The organism is Klebsiella sp. X13, from assembly GCF_003323835.1.
Taxonomy (GTDB): domain Bacteria; phylum Pseudomonadota; class Gammaproteobacteria; order Enterobacterales; family Enterobacteriaceae; genus Klebsiella; species Klebsiella ornithinolytica.
This window is the reverse complement of sequence record NZ_CP030874.1, coordinates 3,468,345-3,491,157: the sequence shown is the minus strand read 5'-3', so window position 1 is coordinate 3,491,157 and position 22,813 is coordinate 3,468,345. Positions and strand designations below refer to the sequence as shown.

At 50.5% G+C, this 22,813-nt stretch carries 21 protein-coding genes, 1 tRNA gene and 2 pseudogenes; 14 read left to right on the top strand and 10 right to left on the bottom strand.

Translation table 11 applies throughout. The annotated features are described in order from the left end of the window. Positions 1 to 73 precede the first annotated feature (73 nt). The gene (matP, locus tag DSD31_RS16635) at positions 74 to 526 is read left to right on the top strand and encodes a macrodomain Ter protein MatP (RefSeq protein WP_004860155.1); all 453 of its coding nucleotides are present in this window, start codon (positions 74 to 76) and stop codon (positions 524 to 526) included. A 108-nt stretch (positions 527 to 634) separates the two neighbouring features. On the opposite strand, the gene ompA is transcribed toward matP, so the two are convergent. Both ompA and sulA read right to left on the bottom strand, forming a co-directional pair. Continuing rightward, a complete protein-coding gene (gene ompA, locus DSD31_RS16630) occupies positions 635 to 1,705 on the bottom strand; it encodes a porin OmpA (RefSeq protein WP_004860157.1) in 1,071 nt (356 codons plus the stop codon). A gap of 352 nt (positions 1,706 to 2,057) precedes the next feature. After that, a complete protein-coding gene (sulA, locus tag DSD31_RS16625; protein ID WP_004860159.1) occupies positions 2,058 to 2,567 on the bottom strand; it encodes an SOS-induced cell division inhibitor SulA in 510 nt (169 codons plus the stop codon). A gap of 461 nt (positions 2,568 to 3,028) precedes the next feature. Here sulA and DSD31_RS16620 point away from each other — a divergent pair, with 461 nt between their 5' ends. Further along, positions 3,029 to 3,652, top strand: a complete 624-nt coding sequence (locus DSD31_RS16620) for a TfoX/Sxy family DNA transformation protein (RefSeq protein ID WP_004860161.1) — start codon at positions 3,029 to 3,031, stop codon at positions 3,650 to 3,652. Here the strand turns inward: DSD31_RS16620 and yccS are convergent. Together yccS and DSD31_RS16610 are read right to left on the bottom strand one after the other, a co-directional pair. Next, entirely contained in the window at positions 3,640 to 5,775 is a 2,136-nt protein-coding gene (gene yccS, locus DSD31_RS16615; protein WP_004860163.1) for a YccS family putative transporter, read from the bottom strand. The genes DSD31_RS16620 and yccS overlap by 13 nt on opposite strands. 17 nt (positions 5,776 to 5,792) lie before the next feature. Beyond that, positions 5,793 to 6,239, bottom strand: a complete 447-nt coding sequence (locus DSD31_RS16610; RefSeq protein WP_004860167.1) for a YccF domain-containing protein — start codon at positions 6,237 to 6,239, stop codon at positions 5,793 to 5,795. A 122-nt stretch (positions 6,240 to 6,361) separates the two neighbouring features. On the opposite strand from DSD31_RS16610, the gene helD reads away from it, so the two are divergent. Further along, the gene (gene helD / locus DSD31_RS16605; RefSeq protein WP_032717632.1) at positions 6,362 to 8,416 is read left to right on the top strand and encodes a DNA helicase IV; all 2,055 of its coding nucleotides are present in this window, start codon (positions 6,362 to 6,364) and stop codon (positions 8,414 to 8,416) included. A 28-nt stretch (positions 8,417 to 8,444) separates the two neighbouring features. Here helD and mgsA read toward each other — a convergent pair whose 3' ends face one another. Beyond that, a complete protein-coding gene (gene mgsA / locus DSD31_RS16600) occupies positions 8,445 to 8,903 on the bottom strand; it encodes a methylglyoxal synthase (protein ID WP_015584710.1) in 459 nt (152 codons plus the stop codon). A 153-nt stretch (positions 8,904 to 9,056) separates the two neighbouring features. Here mgsA and DSD31_RS16595 point away from each other — a divergent pair, with 153 nt between their 5' ends. Further along, positions 9,057 to 9,470 carry a CoA-binding protein gene (locus DSD31_RS16595; RefSeq protein WP_004860175.1) on the top strand — a complete coding sequence of 138 codons (414 nt, stop codon included), beginning with the start codon at positions 9,057 to 9,059 and terminating at the stop codon, positions 9,468 to 9,470. A 34-nt stretch (positions 9,471 to 9,504) separates the two neighbouring features. Here DSD31_RS16595 and hspQ read toward each other — a convergent pair whose 3' ends face one another. Together hspQ and rlmI are read right to left on the bottom strand one after the other, a co-directional pair. Next, a complete protein-coding gene (hspQ, locus tag DSD31_RS16590) occupies positions 9,505 to 9,822 on the bottom strand; it encodes a heat shock protein HspQ (RefSeq protein ID WP_004860177.1) in 318 nt (105 codons plus the stop codon). Positions 9,823 to 9,881: 59 nt separating this feature from the next. After that, positions 9,882 to 11,084 carry a 23S rRNA (cytosine(1962)-C(5))-methyltransferase RlmI gene (gene rlmI, locus DSD31_RS16585; protein WP_113991191.1) on the bottom strand — a complete coding sequence of 401 codons (1,203 nt, stop codon included), beginning with the start codon at positions 11,082 to 11,084 and terminating at the stop codon, positions 9,882 to 9,884. 190 nt (positions 11,085 to 11,274) lie between these two features. On the opposite strand from rlmI, the gene DSD31_RS16580 reads away from it, so the two are divergent. From DSD31_RS16580 to yccX, 3 genes are read left to right on the top strand one after another with little or no spacing between them, the layout of a single operon-like run. Further along, the gene (locus tag DSD31_RS16580) at positions 11,275 to 11,829 is read left to right on the top strand and encodes a kinase inhibitor (RefSeq protein ID WP_004860181.1); all 555 of its coding nucleotides are present in this window, start codon (positions 11,275 to 11,277) and stop codon (positions 11,827 to 11,829) included. Between the two features lie 20 nt (positions 11,830 to 11,849). Next, on the top strand, positions 11,850 to 12,638 hold the full coding sequence (locus DSD31_RS16575) for a helix-turn-helix transcriptional regulator (RefSeq protein ID WP_032717635.1): 789 nt from the start codon (positions 11,850 to 11,852) through the stop codon (positions 12,636 to 12,638). 51 nt (positions 12,639 to 12,689) lie between these two features. After that, on the top strand, positions 12,690 to 12,971 hold the full coding sequence (gene yccX, locus DSD31_RS16570; RefSeq protein ID WP_015584708.1) for an acylphosphatase: 282 nt from the start codon (positions 12,690 to 12,692) through the stop codon (positions 12,969 to 12,971). Here the strand turns inward: yccX and tusE are convergent. After that, on the bottom strand, positions 12,968 to 13,297 hold the full coding sequence (tusE, locus tag DSD31_RS16565; RefSeq protein WP_004860187.1) for a sulfurtransferase TusE: 330 nt from the start codon (positions 13,295 to 13,297) through the stop codon (positions 12,968 to 12,970). The two genes, yccX and tusE, sit on opposite strands and share 4 nt — an antisense overlap. A gap of 88 nt (positions 13,298 to 13,385) precedes the next feature. Next, positions 13,386 to 14,045, bottom strand: coding sequence for an FtsH protease modulator YccA (gene yccA / locus DSD31_RS16560; protein ID WP_004860189.1), 660 nt, complete (start codon positions 14,043 to 14,045; stop codon positions 13,386 to 13,388). 268 nt (positions 14,046 to 14,313) lie between these two features. Here yccA and DSD31_RS16555 point away from each other — a divergent pair, with 268 nt between their 5' ends. Together DSD31_RS16555 and DSD31_RS16550 are read left to right on the top strand one after the other, a co-directional pair. Then, entirely contained in the window at positions 14,314 to 15,942 is a 1,629-nt protein-coding gene (locus tag DSD31_RS16555) for an ABC transporter substrate-binding protein (RefSeq protein WP_064357204.1), read from the top strand. Between the two features lie 145 nt (positions 15,943 to 16,087). Then, positions 16,088 to 16,175, top strand: a tRNA-Ser gene (locus tag DSD31_RS16550). A 270-nt stretch (positions 16,176 to 16,445) separates the two neighbouring features. Here the strand turns inward: DSD31_RS16550 and DSD31_RS16545 are convergent. After that, positions 16,446 to 16,805, bottom strand: a pseudogene (locus tag DSD31_RS16545) (integrase core domain-containing protein); the annotation flags it as partial. Between the two features lie 383 nt (positions 16,806 to 17,188). On the opposite strand from DSD31_RS16545, the gene DSD31_RS16535 reads away from it, so the two are divergent. The 5 genes and pseudogenes from DSD31_RS16535 (at position 17,189) to DSD31_RS16510 (ending at position 22,620) form a co-directional block, all read left to right on the top strand. Beyond that, on the top strand, positions 17,189 to 17,902 hold the full coding sequence (locus DSD31_RS16535; protein WP_048023123.1) for an alpha/beta hydrolase: 714 nt from the start codon (positions 17,189 to 17,191) through the stop codon (positions 17,900 to 17,902). A 1,533-nt stretch (positions 17,903 to 19,435) separates the two neighbouring features. Then, positions 19,436 to 20,209 (top strand): winged helix-turn-helix domain-containing protein, encoded by a 774-nt coding sequence (locus DSD31_RS16525; RefSeq protein WP_048023121.1) that lies wholly within the window; start codon positions 19,436 to 19,438, stop codon positions 20,207 to 20,209. Further along, entirely contained in the window at positions 20,202 to 20,693 is a 492-nt protein-coding gene (locus DSD31_RS16520) for a hypothetical protein (RefSeq protein WP_113991190.1), read from the top strand. Before DSD31_RS16525 ends, DSD31_RS16520 begins: the two co-directional genes overlap by 8 nt. Before the next feature lie 157 nt (positions 20,694 to 20,850). Beyond that, a pseudogene (locus tag DSD31_RS16515) lies at positions 20,851 to 21,555 on the top strand (IS6 family transposase). Positions 21,556 to 21,708: 153 nt separating this feature from the next. Next, on the top strand, positions 21,709 to 22,620 hold the full coding sequence (locus DSD31_RS16510) for a LysR family transcriptional regulator (protein WP_032688481.1): 912 nt from the start codon (positions 21,709 to 21,711) through the stop codon (positions 22,618 to 22,620). Positions 22,621 to 22,813 lie beyond the last annotated feature (193 nt).

The window sequence follows — 22,813 nt, the reverse complement described above, 5'->3', positions numbered from 1 at the left end:
GATGATTTATTCTCAGCACATTGGGAAAAAACTGATATCCTGAAATGAGTTACACGGTCACATTGAGATCGCAATGAAATATCAACAACTGGAAAACCTTGAAAGCGGCTGGAAATGGAAATATCTGGTAAAAAAGCACCGGGAAGGTGAGCTGATTACCCGCTACATTGAAGCCAGCGCAGCGAAAGCCGCGGTCGATGTCTTACTGACGCTCGAAAATGAACCTGTTCTGGTGCATACCTGGATTGAGCAGCATATGAATCCGGAGTTAATGAACCGGATGAAGCAGACAATCCGCGCGCGTCGGAAACGGCACTTCAACGCTGAGCATCTGCACACGCGCAAAAAGTCGATCGATCTGGAGTTTATCGTCTGGCAGAGACTGGCGGGGCTCGCGCAGCGGCGTGGAAAAACCCTGTCTGAAACCATCGTACAGTTGATTGAAGACGCCGAGCATAAAGAGAAGTACGCCAGTAAAATGTCCAGCCTGAAGCACGATCTACAGGTGCTGTTGGGGAAAGAGTAGCTGCAAAGGACAGGGCAGGACGACAGTACCGGGCAGACTGTGTGTTGATACCAGAATTTAGCCCAAAAAAAACCCCGCCAAAGCGGGGTTTTTTATCGGTAGTTAAACTTAAGCCTGCGGCTGAGTTACTACGTCTTTGTAACCTTTAACTTCGATCTCTACGCGACGATCTGGGCCCAGGCAGTCGATCAGTGCAGCGCGAGCTTTCACGTTGTCACAGGTATTGCCGGTAACCGGGTTGGATTCACCCATGCCACGTGCGGAGATTTTGCCAGCCGGGATACCTTTAGACACCAGGTAATCAACAACGGACTGAGCACGTTTCTCAGACAGCTGCTGGTTGTAAGCGTCAGAACCGATACGATCGGTGTAGCCCAGAACCACTGCAGAACCGTCTTTCGGATCCATGTTGCTCAGCTGAGTGTACAGCTGATCCAGTGCCTGCTGACCTTCCGGTTTCAGGGTAGATTTGTTGAAGTTGAACAGAACGTCAGACTTCAGAGTGAAGTGCTTAGTAGTCACTTCCGGAGCCGGTGCCGGTGCCGGAGCAACAACCGGAGCTGCTTCTTCCTGACCGAAACGGTAAGAAACACCCAGGCTCAGCATGCCGTTGTCAGGACGCGCGCCAACGGTACCTGCGTCACCGATGTTGTTAACCCACTGGTATTCCAGACGAGTAGCGATGTCACGAGTAACAGCCCACTCTAAACCACCAGCAAATACCGGGGATACGCCAGTGTCGTGTTCGCTGCGGGAAACGCCGGTAGAACCGTAGTTGCCGTCAGCATCTGCACGCCAGACCATACCACCCAGACGGGTATAGATATCCAGATCGTCAGTGATCGGGTAACCCAGTTTAGCAGTCAGCTGAACGCCCTGAGCTTTGAAAGCGCCGTTGTCTACGCTGCCTTTATATGCAACGCGACCCAGCCAATCGTAACCCATTTCAAAACCCAGGTACGGGTTTACCTGATAACCACCGAACGCACCAGCACCGAGCTGGCTGTTGTGGGTTGGGCCATTGTTGTTCTGGAAACCGTTACCGTAGAAACCGGTATCGTGAAACTGGGACCAGCCCAGTTTACCACCTGCATACCAGGTGTTATCTTTCGGTGCGGCCTGCGCTACGGTAGCGAAGCCAGCCAGTGCCACTGCAATCGCGATAGCTGTCTTTTTCATTTTTTGCGCCTCATTATCATCCAAAATTCGCCATGAAGTTACAAAAGACCTCACGGTTAAATCCTTCACCCGGGGCGTGACTTGTTGTTAACTATGCTGATACATGCAGCGTAAGCCGATCACCCCTGGCGATGTAAAGTCTACAACTTAGTTCGAAACTTACAAGTGTGAACTCCGTCAGGCATATGAAAAAAAAGGGTTGTGTACACAAGATTTAACAAATATGGTTAATTTTTGTTCGCCAAATAAAGCCGCGAAACCGCATCAGACAGGCATTCCGGTACAAATCACCCTGTTCAGAAAATGGTATTGTTGTAAGCAAAAAAAATTCTAGGATTAATCCTAATTTGGCTTAATGGTACAAATTCGAGTGAATTTTTAGCCCGCTGAGTTGTCTCCCAGCCGGGTTCGTATTTCCAACCGGCCGCATGATAAACCCCATTGCATGTCCTTCTTGTGCGGCGATGACCAGACGTTCGTGCTCTTCTGCCGTCAGTTCATCTGTCAGCCAGCCAATCACCACACTGTAATTCCCTGTGCGCAGCGCGCGGATCATCGAATCGACGGTGTTGAAAGGGGAGAGCTGATTAATCTGCATAACCTTCGACAGCGGTAATCCGGAAGACTGAACCCATTCGCGACTCAATTTCTGCTTCGGCGTGAGCCAGAGCTGCCAGCGAGACTGCTGGCCAAGCTGCTGTAATAAAGGTAGCAGGAGTAATTGCGTCATCATAGGTTGATCTTCACGGTAGACAATTTCACTGATCAGCCCGCTGGCCGGTTGTTCGACGACGTCATGTGAAGGGCGACGTACTGAAGCAGAAGTCAGTGATGAACGATTTGCGTAAGCTGAAGTAAACATAGTCTATCCCGCCTGTGGGTTACTGTATGAATATACAGTATATCCAGCAGGGGAAAAGATCAACCTCATTTATCACTTCATTGGTTGAAAATTGTACATGATTTTTGTCGCTTCCGCGTCAGACCTTCCTGGTGGGGAGAGTGGAGAGATCGATACTTCTCGGCAATGGTTATGGCAGAGACCAGATCGTCTGGTCCATCGCTATATTCATATCTCTCAAATTTTTCACCCTGCTCGCCAAACTATTCACTTGTATTTCAGTGCGCGGGGCTTGCGTATTTATTCCTTATATATCGGGTATTCCCGGCAGACAGTTTTCTGAAAGCACCTCGCAAAATGATGATTAAATGTTGAACAGTGTAAAAATCATCTTGCTGCAATATACGAAGTCACTTACTTTCTATATTAACGGATCCGTTCACAAATAATATTCTATTTACATGATTAACAAAGGAATAATCATGAAGAAAATTTCATCTTTACGGTTCCATCAACTCCAGGAATGTTTATCTCCACTCGGCAAAATAAGCTGTCGCCCGCTCTTTGGGGGCTATAGCCTTGCCATAGACGATACCGTTTTTGCCATGGTTGCCGAGGGCGAAATCTATCTTAAAATTTGTGAGCAGAGCGCGGAATATCGCGTTGTGCATGCTACCCCTCTTTTGACGATGCGGAAAAATGGTCGCCCGGTATTACTGAAATATTATCAGGTTGACGAGACTCTCTGGGGGGATAGCAAAACGCTTTTCAATCTATCGGCGTCCTCATTACAAAGTGCACGTAATGAAAAGCACCGACAGCGCGCGTCCGGAAGATTAAAAGATCTCCCGAACATCAGTTTTCACATGGAGCTGCTGTTGATTAACGCGGGCGTGAGCGATGAAAACATGCTTCGTCAGTTTGGTGCAGAGAAAGTCTGGCTGAAATTGCGCGAGTCAAATAAAGCCCTCACCCTGAATGTTCTCTATGCGCTGGAAGGCGCGATTGCCGGCGTGCATTCCGCAGCGCTCCCGACGCAGCGGCGTCAGGAGCTTAAGGTTTGGGCCGACAGCCAGCACAAGAGTATCGATGCTTACTCGGGTTGAACCGCAACCTGTTTTTGCAACCTGCAGATTTCCGGTAACAGCGCCAGCAGCAGACCAATTTGCTGAAGCACCAGCGGCTCTTTGCTGTCAGCCCGGGGCTCAAGATGTTGGATCCGGGTCTGCAGACTATTAAGCGCCTGCTGCACCCGCTGCTCGTCGGCAGGCGTGTGGTGCAGCGCATCATCCACGTAGCAGACGGCATCATCAAGCAGGGCGAGAATTTCCGCCGTCGTGAGTTTTTCCCGGTGCGCGCCGAGTGCGGAAATATAGCTGGTAAAGGTATGGTTCAGGCAAAGTAAACGGAATGCCGTTTCGCGCATGGCTGAGTTTGCCCGCGGTTCCGTCGACAGGTTTGATACCACAGATGCCAGTTCGCCATCCCGGCTATGGGCATCGCGGCGGGCAACGCGATAGGCCAGGCGGTTATCGCGTCCCTGGTGATATTGCTCGAGAATGGCATCGAGGTATCGGCAGTTGGCGTTGATAGCCTGGTCCAGCACCCGCGGCAAATTGCGGAACTTCCAGTCTGGCCAGATAAAGCTCACGGCCGCCCAGGCGATCGCACAGCCAATCAGCGTGTCGAAAATACGCGGTAGCGCGACCTCGAAACCTTCACCTAGCAGGTTAAAACACAGCAGAACCAGCAGGGTGATGAACATTGTCGCGTGGGCATACTGTACGTTGCGAAAAGCAAAAAACAGCACGCCGGTCAGGACAATGAGCAGCAGCTGGCCTTCAACAGATGGCACGAGCAGTAATATCGGCAGGCCTATGGCCACCCCAACCAGGGTACCGATAATCCTCAGCGCGAGCCGATGACGGGTGGCGTTATAGTTCGGCTGGCAGACAAACAGGCTGGTCAGGAGTATCCAGTATCCGTGGTCTAAGCCGGTGAACTGGATAAACGCATAGCCGGTACAGAGGACCAGTGACATCCTGACCGCATGACGGAACAGCGCCGATTCTGGCGACATGTTGCGGCGCAGCCGCAGCCAAATATCGCTGAAACTGTTAAGTCCATCGTCCGCGAGCAGGTTTTCGGTCGCGCTGTTTGCCGGGGCACTGGTTTGCGCCGACTCAATTGTTGCCAGCTGAGCATCGATCGCACGGAGATTGTTAAGCAGAAAGCCCAGCGCTTTCATCTGTTCAGCCGGAGCGCCGCTGGCGTGTACGCGGTCGAGGGCGGCATCAAGGTGCATAAATGCCCGCTCGAAATGGGCATCGTGCTGGTAAGGTTCGCGTAAAAGAATCGCGCGGGATAATTTCTGGCATGCCTGCGCCTGCATCGACAGCATGCGCTGGAAGCGGAACATTACATCGCTATAGCGAAAATGATCGCGTAGCGTTTGGTACTGAATGTGTGATGAACTGGCGCGCTCGTGAATATCCTGAGCAACAAAGTAGTATTGTAACGTGCGGCGGGTGCCGCGCTGGCCACGGTCGCCGCGCAGACGCGTCAGCAGAGAGGCCTTGGTCTGATTGAGCGTCGTCACCAGTTGACCATTGGCAATGGCTAAATCATACAGCGGCGCCTGGCTCTCATCCTCAATATCCGGGTCAAACAGACGGGATTTGAGCTCAAGGTAATGCGCCAGCTGTTCATAGCTGCGCGCAAGATTATCCTGCAGGGGGCGAATCGGGAAAATCAGGTGTCCGCAGAGGGTCAGCAGGTTGTACCAGACCGCACCGGTCAGCAGAAAGCACGGCTGCAGATACCAGCGATCGTAGAGCGTTACGCCCAGCATGGTATAAATGGCGATCAGCAAGGCGCCAAATGCGATAGTGGCATAACGCTGTCCCAGACCGCCGAGCAAAATAAATCCGGTGGTCGATACGGTTAACCCAAGCGCAAACAGCCAGGGCCAGGGGAACAGTAGCTCCACCGAGGCGGAAGCAATAAAAAAACACACCAGCGTGATGGCCAGATTGCGCAACCGGCCGGCCAGACGATCGTCGAGGTCGGTCAATGCCGCGGCCACCACGCCCAGCGTCAGGGGAATGGTCAGTTTGACTTCGCCAAGCCACCATGGAACGGCGGTTGTGCCGCAGAGTGCGATAAAAATCCTGGCGTTATACAGCCAGGCACTGTTCCATGTATAACGGCGTAGCAAGGGGCTAAGCATGGTCGTGTTCCGTCCGGTTACTGAAAGCGACGACGCGCATTTGCTTCACGCGCGGCACGAGCCGTTTCGACGGAAACCACTCTACGTCCCACCGGCCATAATGCAATGGCGGCAATTTTAAAATTAGCAATACCGACCGGGATGCCAATGATGGTCAGGCATTGGGCGATACCGCTGAAAATATGCATCAGGCACAGCCACCAGCCAAAAAAGATAAACCACAAAATATTCAGAATCGTACCACCGGCATTCAGCAGGCTATTTTTGCCTTGCGGTTCAAGTTCATCGACATGAATGGCTTCATTCCCGTAAGGCAGCAGGGAGAGTCGGGTAATTTCCCAGCATGAGCGGGTTAATGGCAAGGTGAAGATCAGGATGATGCTGACCAGGGTTGCCAGCAGCCAGCCCAGCGTGGTGGCGAAACCGCCAAGGATAAAGTTCAAAATATTCAGAATGGTACGCATAAACCCTCAGTTCAGTCCTGGAGATAATAAGACCTGACCATTGTAACGTTTTTTACGCTGGAGCACCTGGTCGCTGGCGGTTAAACTTAAAAACATCCAACCTGATTGAAATTCGGCATGATATGGAACTTAAAGCGACAACATTGGGCAAACGTATGGCACAGCATCCCTACGACCGGGTGCAACTGCTTAACGCGGGAGTAAAAGTCTCGGGTGATAACCATGAGTATCTTATCCCTTTCAATCAGTTATTGTCAGTTCAATGTAAGCGCGGCCTGGTCTGGGGAGAACTGGAGTTCGTTTTACCGGACAGCAAAGTCGTGCGTTTACACGGCACCGAGTGGAATGAAACGCAGCGTTTTTATCATCATCTGAATACCCTCTGGCAGCAGTGGAGCGCGGAAATGAGCGGTATTGCCGCCGGTGTTCTCCAGCAGCAGCTGGAGGAGGTTGCCCGCGCCAGCGCCGAAGGCAAGTGGCTAACCCGTCAGCAGGTTACTGATATTCAGGTGAAGATTCGTCGTGCGTTGACCGGTCTGCCGATGCCGACCAGCCGTCTTGACGCTTTCGAGAACTGTCGTGAGCTGTGGCGGCAGTGCCAAAGCTGGCTGGCTGATACCGAAGAGGCCCGGCTGGCTCATAATCAGGCTTTTACCGAATCGATGCTCGAGCAGTATCACGGATTTTTTGCCAGCGTCGAAACTTCTCCGCTGAATCCCGCGCAGGCGCGGGCGGTGGTCAACGGCGAGCGCGCTTTGTTGGTGCTTGCCGGGGCCGGAAGCGGCAAAACCTCCGTGCTGGTGGCGCGAGCCGGGTGGTTATTAACGCGGGGAGAAGCCGCCGCCGATCAGATTCTGCTGCTGGCATTTGGCCGCCAGGCGGCGCAGGAAATGGATGAGCGTATTCGTGAACGTCTGGGTTCAGAAGAGATCGCGGCTCGTACCTTTCACTCTCTGGCATTACATATTATTCAGCAGGGCAGCAAAAAAGTGCCGACCATCAGCAAGCTGGAGAGCGACAGCACGGCCCGCCAGACCTTGCTGCTGAAAAACTGGCGCCAGCAGTGCCAGGAGAAAAAAGCGCAGGCCAAGGGGTGGCGGCAGTGGCTGGAGGAAGAGATGGGCTGGCAGGTGCCGGACGGCGAATTCTGGCAGGATAAAAAAATCCAGCGGCGAATGGCCAGTCGCCTCGATCGCTGGGTTAGCCTGATGCGCATGCACGGGGGATCGCAGGCGGAGATGATCGCCGGCGCGCCGGAAGAGGTGCGCGACCTGTTCGGCAAGCGCGTTAAGCTGATGGCGCCGCTGTTAAAAGCGTGGAAAACGGCGCTGAAAGACGAAGGCGCGGTCGATTTTTCCGGGCTGATACATCAGGCGATTAATATTCTGGATAAAGGGCGCTTCGTCAGCCCGTGGAAACATATTCTGGTCGACGAGTTTCAGGATATCTCGCCGCAGCGCGCCGCCTTGCTTGCTGCGCTGCGTCGGCAGAACACGCAGGCGACGTTATTTGCCGTTGGCGATGACTGGCAGGCTATCTATCGCTTCAGCGGGGCTCAACTCTCTTTGACCACCGCATTCAATCACTATTTTGGCGAAGGCGATTGCTGTGCGCTGGATACCACCTACCGGTTTAACGGGCGTATTGGGGAGGTGGCGAACGGTTTTATACAACAAAACCCGCATCAGTTGAGTAAACCATTGAACAGCCTGACGACCGGAGACAAGAAAGCCGTGACGCTGCTGGCGGACGATAAGCTCGACGATCTCCTCGATAAACTCAGCGGCTATGCGAAACCGGACCAGCGGATTTTATTGCTGGCGCGCTATCATCATTTGAAACCCGAGGCGCTGGAAAAAGCGGCGACGCGCTGGCCGCATCTGCAGCTCGATTTTATGACCATTCATGCCAGTAAAGGCCAGCAGGCGGATTATGTCATTGTGTTGGGGCTGCAGGAGGGGGACGATGCGTTTCCGGCCCCGGCGCGCGAATCCATTATGGAGCAGGCGCTACTGCCGCAGCCGGAGGATTTTCCGGATGCGGAAGAGCGGCGCTTGCTCTATGTCGCTATTACGCGTGCGCGGCTTCGCGTCTGGCTGTTGTTCAACAAAGCGCGGCCTTCGCCGTTTGTCGAAATGTTAGAAGATCTGGATGTGCCGGTGGCGAGAAAACCGTAAGTGCCGGCGGGCGGGCCGCCGGCCGGGATTACTTCAGACGATCGGCGAGGTAACGTTGATAATCCGGGATCAGAATATCGAGAGGTTCGGCGAAATTCGGCGACAGAATAATAAAGTCGGCTGTTGAGGCATTGGTGGCTACAGGGATGTTCCACACCGTAGCCAGGCGCAGCAGTGCCTTGACGTCCGGGTCGTGCGGCACGGCGTTGAGCGGATCCCAGAAGAAAATCAGCACATCGATTTTACCTTCCGAGATCAGCGCGCCGACCTGCTGATCGCCACCCATCGGTCCGCTCAGCATCGCGTTAACCTCCAGCCCGGTTGCGCGGGAGATAAGGTTACCGGTGGTGCCGGTTGCATAGAGTTCGTGCTGGGCCAGCAGCGGCTGGTGGCGCGCAACCCATTTCATCAGCATATCTTTACAGTGATCGTGAGCAACCAGCGCGATATGTTTGCGTGCGGGTAACGTACGTGTCGTCAGTTCCATATTTTCATTCCACATTTTGACCTGCAGACAGATTACTGGAAGTGACTGCTGCTGCAAGTGTCCGGGTGAAAATTTTTGACGCATCCGTAAGTTAGGATGAATGGCTCGTTCAGTCGGATTAGCATACACTTGGGCTAAAGAGTGGAGGATAAAATGAAAGAGAACGATATCGCAGGCATTCTCACCTCAACCCAGACGATTGCGCTGGTGGGGGCGAGTGACAAACCGGATCGCCCAAGTTATCGGGTGATGAAATACCTTCTTGAACAGGGCTATCACGTTATCCCTGTTTCGCCGAAAGTTGCTGGTACCACGCTGATGGGGCAGAAAGGTTACGCCACCCTTGGCGATGTACCGGAAAAAGTGGATATGGTCGATGTCTTCCGCAACTCCGATGCGGCGCTGGCCGTTGCTCAGGAGGCCATCGCAATTGGTGCGAAAACGCTGTGGCTGCAGCTGGGAGTGATTAACGAACAGGCGGCGGTACTGGCGCGCGAGGCTGGGCTGAATGTGGTGATGGATCGCTGCCCGGCGATTGAAATACCGCGCTTAGGGCTGGCGAAGTAAATAAAAAACCCCGCAATAGCGGGGTTTTTTTACATCAGTTACGTAGCCGCGGGGCCTGCAGCTGTCGGCGAATCGTTCTGGCCAGCTCGTCCATCGACGGCTGTTCCGGATGTTCATCGCTGGCTTCACCGCTCAGCTGCGCTTCCGCAAGATAAGTGTGGATCGGCTGGCCGTCCTCATCTTCCATGACCACATGATACCAGGGCGAGGCGCGCAGTTCGTCATTGGCTGCAATTTCATCCTCTTCCGGCTCGGCGAGCGAGTATACCGGATCGATATCAACAACCACGCCGAGGTAGCCTAATAGCGTATGGCGAACCTGCTGGCCGATACCGAATTTGCTGGCAATCATAGGCACCTCCTGGGAAACGTTATTACCTGCTATATGCGGGCAATGTTCCGCTTTTCAAGTTACATGATGCGACAGGCAAACCCTTTCAGATACAGCCCTTCCGGGTAGGTTGCAATCACCGGGTGATCGGCAGCCTGACGGAACTGTTCTATAAATTGTACATCACGTCCGGCATCAATTGCGGCATCGGCAATGATTTTCTGAAATAAATCGGTCGCCATCAGACCCGAGCAGGAGAAGGTCAGCAGGATGCCGCCGGGATTCAAGAGCTGAATCGCCAACATATTGATATCTTTATAACCACGGCAGGCGCCCATCAGCTGGTTTTTATTCTCGACGAACTTCGGCGGATCCATGACGATAACGTCAAACGTCTCCCCCTGATCGCGATATTTACGCAGCAGTTTAAAGACGTCGTCGCGAACAAATTCCGCTCTGGAAAGATCCAGCTTGTTCAGCTCTACGTTTTGTTTCGCAACGTCCAGCGCCTCCTGGGAGGTATCGACGCTAATAACCTGGCGGCAGCCGCCCATCAGGGCGGAAACAGCGAAACCACCGGTATAGGAGAAACAGTTAAGAACGCGCTTGTCGGCGACATAGCGGCGGGTCGCCAGACGGCTATCGCGCTGGTCGAGGTAGTAACCGGTTTTGTGGCCGCCCTGAATGTCGACCAGCAGCTGCATACCGTGCTCGATAATCGGCAGCAGGGCCGGCGGCAGTTCGCCGACAACCGGACCTTGCGCCAGCTCCAGCCCCTCTTTTTTACGCACCGCGACGTCGCTGCGATCGTAGATAGAGCAGTTCGGGAACAGCGTTTGCAACGCGCTGACGATGGCGGCACGCTGGTATTCAGCACCGGCGCTCAGCAGCTGCAGGACGAAGAAGTGACCAAAGCGATCGATGGTCACGCCCGGCAGACCGTCGGATTCACCGGCGATCAGACGATAGCTGTCAAGGCCATCGCGAGCCGCCAGCCATTCGCGCCAGGTCTGCGCCTGCTGCAGGCGACGCTCGAAAAAGGCGTTATCGATAGCTTCATTGCGATCGAAGCTCCAGACGCGAGCGCGGATCTGCGAAGAGGGCGAATACGCGCCGCGGGCCAGCCATTTCCCTTGCGAATCAACGATATCGATGGTCTCACCGGAGCGAGCTTTACCTTCCATCCGGGCGACGGCGCCGGAGAAAATCCACGGATGGCGACGCAGCAGGGATTTCTCGCGTCCTTTGGTTAACACTAAGCGGGGGAAAATGGAATCTGTCATGGAGCTACCTTTAAGCAACGGGAATGTCGGCACCGAAAAATGGCGCGTAGGTTAGCACAAGTGACCGGCGCAAGCATCATTCCACCCGCGCCGACAGGTGAGCGTTTCGGCACAAAACGCAGGCGCTTTGGCACAATAAAAACCTTCCCGCGATCTTACAGTGATTCCTCACCCAACGGAGGAAAATACGATGAAAACAGGATCCCGGTTAGCGGCAATCTTAATTGCGGTTATCAGTACCAGCGCGGCAGCGGCGCCATTTCGCGTCACCAGCAGCGACATGCGCGAAGGGGATAGCCTGGCGGCATCCCAACAGTTTAATGGTTTTGGCTGTCGCGGGGGGAATATCTCGCCCCAGCTGGTCTGGGAACATGCGCCGACGGGCACCCGCAGTTTTGCGGTGACCGCCTACGACCCGGATGCCCCCAGCGGAAGCGGGTGGTGGCACTGGACGGTTGTGAACATACCGTCGACGGTTTCCAGCCTGGCGACTGGTGCCGGAGATAAAAACAACGCTAAACTGCCTGCAGGTGCCGTGCAGGGGCGAAATGACTTCGGCTATGCGGGCTTTGGCGGAGCGTGTCCTCCGCCCGGGGATAAGCCTCATCATTACCACTTTACGGTATGGGCGCTGAATACGCCGACTTTACCGATTGATGCACAGGCCAGCGGCGCGTTGGTGGGCTTTATGCTGCGCAGCCATGCTATCGCCAGCGCCCGGCTGACGGCCATGTCAGGACGCTAAACGACAGACAGAGAGCTCAAATGCGGAATATTCACTTTCAGCATAACGCGTTATCGGCGGCAGAAATCACCTCCCGGCGATTATATAAACTGCACCGCGTCAGGCTTTTTTCGCCTGCGCTGTGTCGGGTCAATCGTGGAAGTAAAATCATCGTGCAGGGGGCCAGTCAGATGCAGGTCACCCCGCAGCAGCTGATTATTTTGCCCGCCGACCTTGAGCTTGAGGTCATTAATCAGCCGGACAATGGGCTATTTTGTTCCGACCTGCTCTCGTTGACCGCAGACCTGCTCGCGGATTTTAAAGCACGTTACATGAGCGAGTCGCCGCCCGGCCGGCTGACATCACTATGCGCGCCGATGACCCCGGAGCTGTCGTTTATGTGGCAGAACGTGTTGCAAGCGGTGAGAGGGGGACTCTCGACGGAGCTGCAGCATCATCAGGCGATGGGGCTGCTGCTGGCATTGCAGCAGGCGGGATATGCCGGACCGCTATTAAACGAAAGACAGCAGGATCTGACCGGCCAGGTACGGCAAATTATCATGCTGTCGCCGGCGGAAGCGTGGAGCGTTCCTCGGGTGGCCAGGATGTTGTTTCTGGGGGAGTCGACTCTGCGCCGCCGTTTACAGCAGGAATCGCAAAGTTTTCGCCTGATCGTTGAAGAGGTTCGTATGGCGTACGCCTTAGGCCAGCTGCAGTCAACGTCGCTGCCTATAGGTGAGATCGCACTCAACAGCGGCTATCAGTCCGGGTCACGCTTTACCGCGCGTTTTCGTCAACACTATGGCCTGTTGCCGAAGCATGTGCGCTGACGAGAATTTGCTATTCTGTGCATCAGGGCAGGCCAAAAAAGGAGTGTAACGATGGCGACAATCTGCACAATGGCATGGGTATATGGCTCGGTTCAGGGCGTGGGGTTTCGCTACTCGACGCAGCGGGAGGCGCTACGCCTTGGGCTGACGGGCTATGCACGTAATCTTGATGATGGCAGCGTGGAGGTGCTGGCCTGCGGGGAAGAAGACCAGGTTGCGGCACTTATCGCCTGGCTAAACGCCGGCGGGCCGCGCAGTGCGCGGGTTGACAGGGTCAATACTGAGCCTCATCAACCCACCAGAGAGTGGCAAAAATTTGCCATCCTCTATTAGATGCATTTCACCGGTTTAGGCAGGCCGGCAATTTTGGTGGCCTGTTTAGCCGGTCCTTTCGGGAACAGGCGATAGAGATAGCGGCTGTTGCCTTTCTCTTCGCCAAACTTATTCGCCATCGCCTTTACTAACATGCGAATGGCGGGCGATGTGTTGAATTCCAGATAAAATTCGCGCACAAAACGCACCACTTCCCAGTGTTCAACGGAAAGCGTAATGCCCTCCTGCCCGGCGATAACTTCCGCCATGGCTTCGTTCCACTGTGTCGTCTCTTTCAGATAGCCTTCGCTATCGGTCTCAATTTCGTTGCCTTCAAAGATAAACATAATTCTTCACATACCGTTCAGACTGGCCGCAGTGTAGCAAAAAATAAGGCCCCGCATAAGCGGGGCCTGAGCACAGCGTCGGCAGAGGTTAGTCCCGGCTTGCGAAGCCAAGGATGCTCAGCAGGCTGACGAAGATGTTGTACAGCGACACGTACAGGCTGACGGTAGCGCGGATATAGTTGGTCTCACCGCCGCGGATGATATTGCTGGTTTCAAACAGGATTGCGCCTGAAGAAATCAGGATAAACACCGCGCTGATGGCCAAGTGCAGAGCCGGCAGCTGCAGGAAGATGTTAGCAACCATACCGATCAGCACCACCACTACGCCTGCCATCAGCATTCCGCCGAGGAAGGACATGTCTTTACGAGTGGTCAACACATAGGCCGAGCAGCAGAAGAACACCAGAGCGGTACCGCCCAGCGCCAGACCAATCAGGTCACCCATGCCCGCAGACAGATAGGCGTTGAGCATTGGCCCAAGGATATAACCCAGGAAGCCGGTGAAAGCGAAGGCCGCCAGAATACCTGTCGGCTTATTGGCCAGTTTATAGGTCAGGAACATCAGACCATACATACCCACCAGCGTCAGAATCAGCCCTGGAGAAGGCAGCATCAGCACCGTGCTGGCCGTTGCCGTAATGGCGGAAAATGCCAGCGTCAGACTGAGGAGGAAATAGGTGTTCCGCAGAACTTTATGCGTACTGAGCAGCGATGAACGGTCACGCGACGACGTAATAATACGATCCATGAGTCACTCTCTTATGACAGATGTAATTAATAATGAAGCATAAAAAAACCACGACGGAAGCCATAGTGCTTTTACCCATCTTTACTTAGACCCCCGAGGCAATCACGCAGCATATTATGCTAATAAATAATGGAAAGGTGGTGAGTTTGTGTGTTTGGCTTCAGGAACCAGATCGGAATCTGATAGGTTACTGAAAAATATTGCGTTATTGCCGTTCTGTGGCTAAGTGTGGAGAGGGTACAAACGAAGCGTAATAAAGGCAAGGGATATGAAATCACAAAAATACAATCACATCACGCAAGCAGTGCTGGCTCTCGGTTTACTCTGCACGACGGCCACGGTATTTGCCGCTCAGGTTCCCCCCGGGACGGTGCTGGCAGAGAAGCAGGAACTGGTAAGAAATAACGGCAGCGAGCCGGCATCACTGGATCCGCATAAGGTCGAGAGTGACGTTGAGTTTAATATTATCAGCGATCTTTTCGAGGGGCTGGTCAGCGTCTCACCGGCTGGTGAAATACAGCCGCGGCTGGCGGAAAAGTGGGAAAATAAAGAGAACACCGTCTGGACCTTCCATTTACGTCCGGGCATTACTTGGTCGGACGGGACCGCCATTACCGCTCAGGATATTGTCTGGAGCTGGCAGCGACTGGTCTCTCCTCTGACGGCATCACCTTATTCCAGCTACCCGGGCAATATGCATATTGTGAACGCGAAGGAGATTGCCGAAGGGAAAAAAGCGCCGGAGACGCTGGGGGTGAAGGCGGTGGATGATGCGACGCTGGAAGTTACATTAACCCAGCCGAACGCGGCGTTTTTAGCGATGCTGGCGCACCCTTCGCTGGTTCCGATTGATAAAGTGCTGGTAAACCGCTTTGGCGAACAGTGGACCAAACCGGAGCATATCGTGACCAGCGGTCCGTATAAGCTGTCTGCGTGGGTCGTTAACGAGCGCATCGTGGCCGAACGTAACCCGCGTTATTGGGACAATGAGCATACGGTAATCAATAAAGTGACCTGGCTGCCGATTCATTCAGAAGCGGCGGACGTTAACCGTTATAAAGCGGGTGAAATCGATATTGTTTATACGGTACCGATTAACCAGTTCGCGCAGCTTAAAAAGACCATGGGCGATCAGCTGAATGTGTCGCCGCAGCTGGCGACCTATTATTACGAGTTCAACACCACCAGGCCGCCATTTAACGATCCGCGTGTCCGGCTGGCGCTGAACATGGCGCTGGATAAAGACATCATTGCGGAAAAAGTACTGGGGCAGGGACAACGCCCGGCCTGGCTGATTAGCCAGCCTGATATCGGCGGCGTAAAACTGCAAAATCCGGAATACGCCAGCTGGCCGCGCGAGAAACGCATTGCCGAAGCCAAAAAACTGCTGAGCGAAGCGGGATACTCAGATAGTCACCCGCTGGTGTTTAATCTGCTGTACAACACATCGGAATCACACCAGCGCGTGGCGATTGCCGCCAGTTCGATGTGGAAGAAAAATCTCGGCGTGGAGGCGAAGCTGCAAAACCAGGAGTGGAAGACGATGCTCGACACCATGCACACGCACAATTTTGATGCGGTGCGCTATGCGTGGATTGCCGATTATGACGATGCCGCCACTTTCCTGAATAACTTCCGCACCGGCGACAGTGAGAATACCAGCCAGTACAGCAATCCTGCCTATGATGAAGCCTTAAAGAACGCCGCCAAAGCGTCAGATGGGGTGACGCGCGGTAAGTACTACCAGCAGGCAGAGGATCTGCTGGCGAAAGATGTGCCGGCGGTTCCGGTTTATCACTATGTTCGTACCCACCTGGTAAAACCGTGGGTGGGGGGATTTACGCCGGATAAGCTGGGATACTACTTCACCAAAGATATGTACATCAAAAAGCACTAACGCTCAGGGGTAAGATTTTGTGCTGAAAAAACGGTCAATCTGTTGTTGATTCAACCGATTAACAGCATTTTGGTTATTTTTGAAGCAAGTGAACGGTTGCTGGCTTTACACGACGCAAGTAGCTGTTTATAGTGCGCCTCATTACGGAAGTGTGGCCGAGTGGTTGAAGGCACCGGTCTTGAAAACCGGCGACCCGAAAGGGTTCTAGAGTTCGAATCTCTACGCTTCCGCCAAATATAAACCCCAAGCTATTTAATAGCTTGGGGTTTTTCGTTTTATACAGTTTCTGTTGTGCCATTTCACTTTACCCTGGAGTGTTCCAGGCTAGCTTGTATTGGATGAAGAATGAGTTTTTAGCTACGTGTGAAGCATCTTCGGGCAGGCTCCGGCGATGATTATGTCTATCCTTTCAACGAACCCTGATTAACTGAAGTTATTATGCGGGATCATGTAATCCTCAGCATTTTCAGGTGACCCTGGCCCAAATTCAGTACAGTGCTAAATCAGAGATCTTCGTCTTGCCGGAGACTTCGGATGAATTCAGCCGGAGTTATGTCATTTAGTGACGAATGCGTCCTCTCATGATTATATTCCCTGCGCCACTTGTCGAGTTTGTCCTGCGCATCTTTCAGCGACAGGTACCAGTGAATGTTCAGGCATTCATCCCGCAGACTACCGTTAAACGACTCAATAAACGGGTTATCTCTCGGCTTTCTGGGGAGGGAGAAGTCCATCGTGATACCATGCTCATACGCCCATTTATCCAGACTTTTCGAGATAAACTCGCTGCCGTTATCCGTCTGGATACGTACCGGCAGGCGCTTGTCCAGCACCCGTAATGCTTCCATTATGCTGACCACATCCACACGACCTGCGGGCAACCATTAGCGCGTTGTTTCATATTGTCGTGATCCCCCCCACCGTCAGTACTGCCGAGGAAGGGTTTACCAGGTGCCAGTTCACAACTGAGTCGGTTTTTAGGGAATTAAACCCCCTTTATGGAATCACAGAGAAGAAGGTGGTGACGGCCATTGAAAAACAACTTAAGGAGGGGCTTTCCCGTAGCGATGCTCGACTAATTTCGTGGCTGAATGCACATAACTGATATTTTGGCGCTGTTGTTGTATGAAAGATGAGAAGCCCACTGGGCTCAGTAGAGACTGGGAGCGTAACAAGCCGTCATTCTGGTAAAGCCAGGCGCTTCTTAGTACCAGCGCGGTGAATTTATTAATAAGGATCTGACTTTATGTTCAAAACCCACTTCGCCGTTGACGGAATTCCTTGCACTCTCTGGGGAGAGCAATCGGGGGGGAAAGTAGTCTTCGCTGTGCATGGTAATTATTCTCACAAAGAAGATGTATGCATTGAGATTCTTGCTGAAGAGGCCATAAAAAAAGGCTATCAGGTATTGAGTTTCGATCTTCCCGCGCATGGTGATCGTATCCACGATGAAAAAGAGTGCCATATCATTCAGGCGGTGAGTGACATTCAGTGCATTGATGCTTATGTGCAGGAACGGTTCAGTAAAATCGCGCTCTTTGCCTGTAGTATGGGTGCAAGTTTTAGCATGATAGCCCTCCAGTCTGGCAATTTCAGCCAAGGCTTGTTTCTTTCACCGGTGGTCGATCTACTGGATCTGACCAGGAAAATGATGGCCAGCGCTGGTATAGATGAAGAGCAGTTGGCCCGGGAAAAGGTGATTGCTGTTACCGGTGGGCTGAGTTTTCGTGCTGATTATTTTGATTATCTCAGACAGCATTCGCCCGCTATATGGGAAGGAGAACTGTGTGTCCTCATTGGTAGTGAGGATAGCATGGCCGATTATGCCGCGGTACGGATGTTTTCCCGTCAGCAAGGTGGAATTCTGGAAGTGGTTGAGGGGGCAGAACACTACTTTCATAAACCTGATGAGTTACAGAGATTTCGCCTGTGGATTCGCAGCTCACTGCTCTCAACCTGACTTTTTCACATGGGTTTAGTCCTGACGAGGGGCTCCTCGCCAGAAAGTCAGGTTTATAAACGGTGCTTCGGTAAATCCCTGCGCGGCGGCGGCAATTACGATCGTACCGTTCATTGCGTAGAAGTGTAAAGGTCGAATCCCTCGCGTATGTAACCTATATGCTCCACAACCTGGATATATCCAAACTTACCCCCCTGAACATGGATTAGTACAAACTGGATTACGTGTCCGCTTCTTTTCTTGTTATGGCGGCTGTACCCATATACCCGACATCAGGTATATGGGTAAGCACAATGATAGTGAAAATGAAAAGTTAAAATGATTAACGATATATTTTAGCGTCTGCACCAGCTGTACCAGTTTTTACAATTCTCTGATGACGATCTCCTCAAGTTGTTCAATGCTTATTTTTCTAATTTGCTCACATGAAAGAGATGGTCTGACAAGCCGGAGATGCATTTTTTCGTTAACAATTATTATCAAAGGTTTATCACTACTACTGCTAATAATATCCAGAATTGAACATATTTTCCACATTGTCATTATACCTGTAGTTGATAAAACTAGTTTTTCATTTATATCATACAGCCCTAAGTAAAGTGATAGCCTATATCATCTCCGGGATAAGGAGAGGGATGTGTCCTGATATAATATCTACCAGCAACATGATTTAGTATTATTCTATCCTTCTTTTGCCACTTATTATTGCTTTGATTTAAAGTAAACAAAGTTGAACCATTAACTAAATGGCTTAATACCCATTGTCTGTTTCTGCAAATCACTGGTTTAATAACGTCATCGAGCTCGTGATGAACATAAAACTCCACCAGGAGAAAATGGCTGTCATTATATCTTGCACCAGCAATTAGGAATTTGGCCCATCGATAGCCGTACATGATATACCTCTTGTTACTTATTGTTTAATCATTAAGTTAAAATTCACGTATTATCTATTTTGAGTGACGGGGAGTACTTTTTAAAATATATAAGCAGGCAAAGGTTGTTGCAATGGGGAATTTATCAATCAATAATTATAAACATATATCGTATAATAAATTAATTATCATTCTTTTATAATTATTATTTTAACTTTAAAGATTTTTTTGTGCAAAATTTAAAATTTTTTTAAAAGAATTTAATTAGTGTAAAATATTATTGATTAATACGCGATATGCTTTTTTGTTATTAGTTATATCCAATCGATTCAAATACATTGAGATTTGTATCATTTTGTGCAAATAATTTGAGGCGGCACACATAATCAAATTAAAGAAAACATCGTGATAACATTTGTTATCTTTTTGTTGATACTATTGGTTTGCTGCTAAAGAATACTTTGGTGATGCATGCACCATTAGCAGGGAGGAGCGGGTGTCTAAGAGCGAACATCAAGGCACCACTGATGAGCCATAAGCCCATTTAAAGCTGGCACAATCTGTTTACACTACTTCACTTTTTCCGGGATGCAGCAGGGCTTAATACCTCCTCGCCCTGTACCAGCATACCCCGCTATTCTCAGGATGCAGATGACTTATGAAGTACTTAATTGAAAGCAAAGTGTTTTATAACGCTGAGTCTGGTGAACTTATTTATATTGATATCGGTGTAACGGAAAAACACCAGTTAACCAAAACGGCCAACCATATTCTGGCTGTACTGATGGCGTCGCATGGGAAGGTTGTTTCGCGACAAAGCCTATTAGAGCAAGTCTGGGAATCAAGGGGGCACGAGGCGTCAAATTCATCTTTAAACCAATACATTAGCATTCTCAGGAAAAAGTTATCATCCCTGACAAGAAAAGATAATATTATATTGACAAGCCCTGGTGTTGGTTTTTATCTCTCGGAAGATATTAAGATTAAACGGTATGATAGTTCGTGTAAAGAAGGAACACCGGCAGGGAAATTACGTCAGCAACGATTTCGTTATCTAAAACACGGGGGCATTGTGGCCTTGATAGCTGGTTTGGTTATTATTTTCAATGCCAGGTATGAAGTGGTTGCGACATCGATTCTGGCCAAGGGATCAAATAGTTTGGAACAAATCGGTAAGTGTAAAATAACATCTTATGTTCAGATTCCTGAAATTATGCAGGAAAAAATACTTAATGTTGTATTTATGCACCATCCTGACTTACTTGAACATTGCCAAAGCAGTCCGGCCAGGTTGATAATATATGCTCAAAGAAACTTTTTGCAGGGTAAATCTGGTGGTATATTTTCATCTTTTTGCCCAATAGATAGTAGAAGTAGAAAAACCATTTATTGTGATAACGTATATGTAAGTCAATGGAGGCAGCATGACTAACAACATGCTCTACCGTTCTTTCGGTTTATTAGGTTGTGCCATCATTGCTTTGGTTATTTACTTGCTGTGTTTGCTAAGTAAGAAAAATAAAATAAAAACATGTGAGGCTAATGTTTACTATACTATATCGTCTTTGAATGATTCATATACCTTTGATGGTCATGTTCTGTTTGATATGAATAAAAACAGTGGCTATGTTTCCTTATCAGGGAAAATAGTCGATGGCGATGAGACTTACTATCTGTCGCAGGATATCAACTTTGATTACGTGGCGATAGGTGAGAGTCGATATAAATTATCACCTGGTGGGCAAAGCAAGAATAGATATGGAGATGTTCCTGATGAACTTGTAATACCTATTTATGATATCATGGGATTATCCGGGAAATCACCCATCTTTATCTTTGCTAAAAATCGGGATTATATAGTCTGGGGAACGCTTAATGCGCCGGTTATGACCTGCGTTTTTACTTTGGACCGCTGAGTGGCAGATATCTATCGAGGCCAGAATCGCAAATAAAGCCCGACGACTTACGCCGCCGGGAACGACATGACTTCGCTGCGCCCTCAAGGATAAGTAGCACTGTTGCAAATAGTCGACGGTGATAAACTTTGTCCCATTTTCACCAGAGGCGCTCCCCATGACCGTATTTAAAGGCCGGCATTTTCAGCGAGAGATCATTCTATGGCAGTACGCTGGCACTGCAAATATGGCATCAGCTATCGTGAGCTGCAGGAGATGCTGGCCGAACGCGGCGTGAATGTCGACCACACCATCCTTTATCGCTGGGTTCAGCGTTATGTACCCGAAATGGAAAAACGGCTGCGCTGGTACTGGCGAACCCCTTCCGGCTTCTGCTCATGGCATCTTGATGAAACGTAGATCAAAGTTAATGGCCGATGGGCTTACCTGTCCCGTGCCGTTGACAACAGAGGGTGTACCATAGATTTTTATCTCTTCCCCGCATCGTTACAGCAAAGCGGCATATTGTTTTCTCGGGAAGATTTTAAATAACGTGAAAGGCTGGCAAATCCCCACCTCATCAACGCGGATAAAGCTCCGACATACGGCCGTGCGTTCGCGCTGTTCAAACGCGAATGCCGGTGTCCGCCTGACGTTAAACACCGTCAGATTAAATACCGGAAAAACGTCATTGAATGCGACCATGGCAAGCTGAAAAGGATAATCGGTGCCACGCCGGGATTTAAATCGATGAAGACAGCCTGCCTCACAATCAAAGGGAGTGAAGTGATGCGTGAGCTCCAAAAAGGTCCGGCCGAAGCATTTTATTTTGGGCCATTCTCTGGGCGAGATGCGTCTGATGAGAAAAGTCTTTGAAATGTAAGTCCTTTCAATAATACTAAAGGTTACCTCATCACGAACTTTGCAACAGTGCCCTCTGGAATAATATCGCGAAATCTAACAGCCCACTAAAAAAAGAGAACAATAGTTCTATAAAATACCTGAACACGTACATGGGCTTTACAGGAGAAAGATTATGTACACCAGTGTCCAGGGAATCGATCTACGGCTGCTGCATATTTTTGTCACGATTGCACAATGCAAAGGCTTTTCAGCAGCCCAGGCTCATCTTAATATGAGCCAGTCAGCAATTAGCGCAAGTATGGCCGCACTTGAAACACGTCTGGGTTATCGTCTGTGTGAACGAGGACGAAGGGGTTTTCATCTCACCGAGGAAGGCAAACGCATTCTAGAGTCTGCTCAGGATTTATTTTCATCACTTGAGCATTTCGTCAGCCGGGTCAGGGGACTTTCCGGGCGCTTATTTGGGCAATTATCAATAGGTTTGCTGGACAGTACACTAACATTGAAGGATGCCTACATTTATCAGGCAATATCACGTTTTTATAGTCGAAATCAGGATGTAAACATACAGCTTTACATAAAGTCGCCCACAGAACTTGAGCAAGCAATATTGGATGGTCAGATAGATGCCGCTATTTCATACACGGGTCACCGGGTCACAAACCTGCAATACGTTAAACTATTTTCTGAAAAAATATCAATTTATTGTGGAAGAGGGCATCCTTTATTTACGAAAACAGATGTAATGGTTGGCGATATCAGACAGGCAAAATGGGTTAAACGAGGTTACCTGATGCCTCAGCATCTCGTACCACTGGTTCCAGACGATGATAAAATGACTGCCATTGCTCACCAAATGGAGGGCGTGGCATTGATGATCCTGGCTGGAACACATTTGGGATACCTGCCACAGCACTATGCGAAGACATGGACTGACAGGGGGGAAATGCGCATACTTAATGCCAAAACGCTTAGCTACGAGGCCCCGCACTATCTTATTTTTCATCGCACAAAGCCACACAATGAAGCTCTTGAAGCTTTTATTTCTGATGTTCTAAATGAACACTTGCTAAATAAAAGATAATATTTTTCTTGTTTAAATAAATTATTTAATTTTTATGCGGCAATTTCTCCCTTCATCAGGTTTAATTTACATTTCAGTCTTCTGCCTTATCCCTCATGTTATCATAGCAGCACTATATGTAAACAATCAGTTTAATGAGTACATAGGTGGCTATACATAAGTAATAATCAATGTTTAGTTGCTGGAATATTTA

Excerpts from the sequence above, each read along its gene's own strand:
- DSD31_RS16575 (WP_032717635.1), top strand. The coding sequence starts at position 11,850 with ATGCGGAATATTCACTTTCAGCATAACGCGTTATCGGCGGCAGAAATC.
- DSD31_RS16520 (WP_113991190.1), top strand. The coding sequence starts at position 20,202 with ATGACTAACAACATGCTCTACCGTTCTTTCGGTTTATTAGGTTGTGCC.
- DSD31_RS16620 (WP_004860161.1), top strand. The coding sequence starts at position 3,029 with ATGAAGAAAATTTCATCTTTACGGTTCCATCAACTCCAGGAATGTTTA.
- DSD31_RS16525 (WP_048023121.1), top strand. The coding sequence starts at position 19,436 with ATGAAGTACTTAATTGAAAGCAAAGTGTTTTATAACGCTGAGTCTGGT.
- yccX (WP_015584708.1), top strand. The coding sequence starts at position 12,690 with ATGGCGACAATCTGCACAATGGCATGGGTATATGGCTCGGTTCAGGGC.
- DSD31_RS16595 (WP_004860175.1), top strand. The coding sequence starts at position 9,057 with ATGAAAGAGAACGATATCGCAGGCATTCTCACCTCAACCCAGACGATT.
- ompA (WP_004860157.1), bottom strand. The coding sequence starts at position 1,705 with ATGAAAAAGACAGCTATCGCGATTGCAGTGGCACTGGCTGGCTTCGCT.
- DSD31_RS16510 (WP_032688481.1), top strand. The coding sequence starts at position 21,709 with ATGTACACCAGTGTCCAGGGAATCGATCTACGGCTGCTGCATATTTTT.
- yccS (WP_004860163.1), bottom strand. The coding sequence starts at position 5,775 with ATGCTTAGCCCCTTGCTACGCCGTTATACATGGAACAGTGCCTGGCTG.
- helD (WP_032717632.1), top strand. The coding sequence starts at position 6,362 with ATGGAACTTAAAGCGACAACATTGGGCAAACGTATGGCACAGCATCCC.
- DSD31_RS16610 (WP_004860167.1), bottom strand. The coding sequence starts at position 6,239 with ATGCGTACCATTCTGAATATTTTGAACTTTATCCTTGGCGGTTTCGCC.
- mgsA (WP_015584710.1), bottom strand. The coding sequence starts at position 8,903 with ATGGAACTGACGACACGTACGTTACCCGCACGCAAACATATCGCGCTG.
- DSD31_RS16580 (WP_004860181.1), top strand. The coding sequence starts at position 11,275 with ATGAAAACAGGATCCCGGTTAGCGGCAATCTTAATTGCGGTTATCAGT.
- tusE (WP_004860187.1), bottom strand. The coding sequence starts at position 13,297 with ATGTTTATCTTTGAAGGCAACGAAATTGAGACCGATAGCGAAGGCTAT.
- rlmI (WP_113991191.1), bottom strand. The coding sequence starts at position 11,084 with ATGACAGATTCCATTTTCCCCCGCTTAGTGTTAACCAAAGGACGCGAG.
- hspQ (WP_004860177.1), bottom strand. The coding sequence starts at position 9,822 with ATGATTGCCAGCAAATTCGGTATCGGCCAGCAGGTTCGCCATACGCTA.
- DSD31_RS16535 (WP_048023123.1), top strand. The coding sequence starts at position 17,189 with ATGTTCAAAACCCACTTCGCCGTTGACGGAATTCCTTGCACTCTCTGG.
- sulA (WP_004860159.1), bottom strand. The coding sequence starts at position 2,567 with ATGTTTACTTCAGCTTACGCAAATCGTTCATCACTGACTTCTGCTTCA.
- matP (WP_004860155.1), top strand. The coding sequence starts at position 74 with ATGAAATATCAACAACTGGAAAACCTTGAAAGCGGCTGGAAATGGAAA.
- DSD31_RS16555 (WP_064357204.1), top strand. The coding sequence starts at position 14,314 with ATGAAATCACAAAAATACAATCACATCACGCAAGCAGTGCTGGCTCTC.
- yccA (WP_004860189.1), bottom strand. The coding sequence starts at position 14,045 with ATGGATCGTATTATTACGTCGTCGCGTGACCGTTCATCGCTGCTCAGT.